The sequence below is a fragment of the Streptomyces sp. MnatMP-M17 genome (assembly GCF_900091995.1).
Classification (GTDB): Bacteria; Actinomycetota; Actinomycetes; order Streptomycetales; family Streptomycetaceae; genus Streptomyces.
Genome location: NZ_FMDK01000080.1, coordinates 1 through 3,183 on the forward strand (window position 1 = coordinate 1; position 3,183 = coordinate 3,183).

The 3,183-nt window shown below is 69.6% G+C and carries 1 protein-coding gene and 3 pseudogenes; 1 reads left to right on the plus strand and 3 read right to left on the minus strand.

Annotation, left to right across the window (positions count from 1 at the left end; translation table 11 throughout):
• Positions 1-256: pseudogene (locus tag GA0115259_RS41075) on the minus strand (hypothetical protein); the annotation flags it as partial.
• Positions 257-696: 440 nt separating this feature from the next.
• Between GA0115259_RS41075 and GA0115259_RS04200 the strand changes: the two are divergent.
• The gene (locus GA0115259_RS04200) at positions 697-1,818 is read left to right on the plus strand and encodes a Gfo/Idh/MocA family protein (RefSeq protein ID WP_093590986.1); all 1,122 of its coding nucleotides are present in this window, start codon (positions 697-699) and stop codon (positions 1,816-1,818) included.
• Positions 1,819-1,888: 70 nt separating this feature from the next.
• Here the strand turns inward: GA0115259_RS04200 and GA0115259_RS41480 are convergent.
• Both GA0115259_RS41480 and GA0115259_RS40005 read right to left on the minus strand, forming a co-directional pair.
• Positions 1,889-2,746, minus strand: a pseudogene (locus tag GA0115259_RS41480) (NAD-dependent epimerase/dehydratase family protein).
• Between the two features lie 131 nt (positions 2,747-2,877).
• A pseudogene (locus tag GA0115259_RS40005) lies at positions 2,878-3,183 on the minus strand (carboxylate--amine ligase); the annotation flags it as partial.

Here is a 3,183-nt window from a genome sequence, read left to right on the forward strand (position 1 = left end):
TGAGCACCCCCGCCCGCCGCGCGGGAGATAGCTCGACGGCGGCGGCGCCGGGTCTCGGCTCGGCCGCGATCTGCCGTGGTGCCCGATCCGCGCCGGTGGGCGTGGTCTGCGCGGCGAGGACGGTGGGAACGGCTGGGACGGCGGCCGAGGCGGGCAGTGCCGGGACGAGGAGCGCGGCCACGGTGACGGCCGCCGCCGTCGCCAGCCGCCCGCGTATGGGGGTCGGACGCGAGGAGGGAGGCGATGCGTGAGACAACGTTGTCCTGCTACGGAAGATGCTCGTCATTCCTGCGGCTTCCTTCTGTCCGGCCATGGGTGACGACCGGCGGTGACGGGGGAACCGGAGGCGGTGGATGCCCCGGCGAGAAGACCTGCGATACGACGTCCGTGCGGTGTGCAGATAGTTTCAGCGGGACATCGGAATGTCATCACTCCGGAGATCATTGTCCGAGAGTCGGTCACCTGTCCGACGCGGTCCGCCGTCATATGCCAGGGATCACGTGGGCCTTTACCGGGCGGCAACACCGCGCTTACCGGTCACTTTGGCTTGTTCCGGTCCACAGCTTCCTGGTTGGCGTCCCGGACAGGGCATATCGGACGGCCCGTCAGGAACTGTGTCGCGAAGGCCCTCACGCCGTACCCTGCCGGATGGCCGTTTTCCACTCCCTCCGGCCCGTCTTCAGAGGAGCGATCCACGTGAGTGCAGCACCCGTACGCTTCGGCCTGGTCGGCACCGGCTGGCGGTCGGAGTTCTTCGTCCGGCTGGCACAGAAGCTGCCCGACCGGCTCACGGTGACCGGTGTGGTGAGCCGGTCACCGGAGCGCGCCGCCGAGGTGGAGGCCGCATGGGGAGTGCCCGCCTGCCGCAGTGTCGATGAGCTGCTGGCGGGCCCAGGGGCACCGGAGTCCCCCGGGGCGCCGAAGTCCTCGGGAGCGCCGGAGTTCGTCATCCCGTCCGTGCCGTGGTCCGTCACTCCGGAGGTGACGAAGGACCTCGTGCGCCGCGAGGTGCCGGTACTGGCGGAGACTCCGCCGGCGGCGGACCTCGAAGGGCTGCGGGACCTGTGGCGCGAGACCGGCGGCAGCGGGCTCGTCCAGGTGGCGGAGCAGTATCCGCTGATGCCTGGGCACGCGGCGCGGCTCGCCTTGCTGCGGGAGGGAGTGATCGGTGAGGTGACCTCGGTGCAGATGTCCTCCACGCACCTCTATCACGCGGTCTCCCTGATCCGGCACACGCTGGGAGTCGGCTTCGAGCCCGCCACCGTGACCGCGAGGTCCTTCACCGCTCCGCTCGCCGATCCGCTGTCCAGGGAGGGATGGGCGGACGATCTGACGCCCAAGGACGCCGCGACGACCATCGCGCTCCTGGACTTCGGCGGGCGGATGGGGCTGTACGACTTCACGGACAACCAGTGGTGGAATCCGCTGCGCGGCCGGCGGATGGTTGTCCGCGGCTCGCTGGGCGAGATCGTCGACGATCAGGTGGTCAGGATGGCGGACCCGCGTACGCCCGTGGAGTCGCCGCTGGTCCGCCGCCGTACCGGAACCGATCTCAATCTGGAGGGCTCCGAACTGCACCACATCACCTTCGACGGACGGGTGGTGTACCGGAACGAGTTCGTCGGGGCGAACCTCTCCGAGGACGACCTGGCCGTGGTCGACCTGCTGTGCCGTACGGGTGCCTGGGTGCGCGGCGAGGCCCCGGAGCCCTATCCGCTGGCCGAGGGCTGCCAGGACCATCAGATCAGCCTGGCGATCGAGGAGTCCGCACGCACCGGTACCGCCGTGACCACGACACGGGAGGCCTGGGCGGTCTGACAGGCGACGGAGGGCGCGTCGCCACGACGGTGCGTCGGCAGAGGGCCGACGCGCCGTCATGGGCGGCCGGTCAGTGGTCGATGACGTCCCGCCAGGAGTGCTGCGGTACGAAGCCCAGCACCTCGCGGGCGCGGTCGATGCTCAGCAGTGTCTCGTACGTCCCGATCTCACGGGTCAGCTCGACGCCGGGAAACACCTCGGCGAGCAGTTCGGCGGAGGGCCGCCGCATGATGGTGTCCGCCGCCGCGATGACAAAGCTCCGCGCACCGGTCACCTGCGCGGTGAGCGCGAGACGGCAGGCACCCGCCACATCCCGCGCGTCGACGTAGCCCCAGAGGTTCCACTTCCGCAGATGCGGATCGGCCCAGTAGCCGGGGACGAGACGGTAGTCCTCTTCGAGATGGACGTTGGAGAGCCGCAGCGCGACAAAGGGAATGCCGGACCACTCGGCGACATGCCGGGCCGTGGTCTCGCCCGTCACCTTGGAGAGCGCGTAGGTGCTGGTCGGGTACGGGTAGTGGTCCTCGTCCACCGGCGCTTAGCGGGGCGGGACGTCGAACGGGAGGCCGAGGGTGGTCTCGCTCGATGCCCACACCACACGGGACACCTTGTTCTGCGCGGCGGCGAGGAAGACATTGTTGTTCATCACCGTGTTGGTGTTCAGTGTGTGGGCGGCGGGGAACAGGCCGGGCGCCGGGATATTGGCCAGATGGACCACCGCGTCGACACCCTGGAGCGCGTCGACGGCCTGTCCGTAGTCGGTCAGATCCGCGCCCAGGAGGGACGTCCCGATCCTGGCCATCCTGTCCCGGTCGCCGGGACCGGCGACGATGTCCAGAGCGACGACGTCATGACCGTGCTCCAGCAGATCCGCGACGACGACACGGCCCGTCTTCCCGTTGGCACCGGTTACAGCGACTGTGGTCATGGGAGTGCTCCCCACTCGGCGTTCTTCCCAGGGCTTGCTGCCTGGCGCCTCATCCTCCCCCGGCCGGGCTCAGCGGAAGCAACAGGCCAAGGGCTTCACGCGACAGGCCACAGCACGACGGGCCACGAGCTTCATGTCTGTGTCCGTCGTACGCATTCGGCGATCATGGTGTGCAGGCTTCCGGTGCGCCGCAGCATGTCGCGTTGTACGCGCGCGCCGTTGCCCGTTCTCAGCAGTCGGCGGAGGCCTTCCTCGGCCAATGCCAGATCCCCGTGGTCCCGCAGGGCGTCCCGTACATGGGCCAATAAGGACCGTACGACCGCTTCGGCGGGAGCGGACTCCATGGTGCGGGGATGGACGAGCCGGTCCTCCAGCCCTGAGCGGGCGGCCCGCCAGGAGGCGAGCCGCAGTGACGCGACACGGTGCGGCAGCGGCGG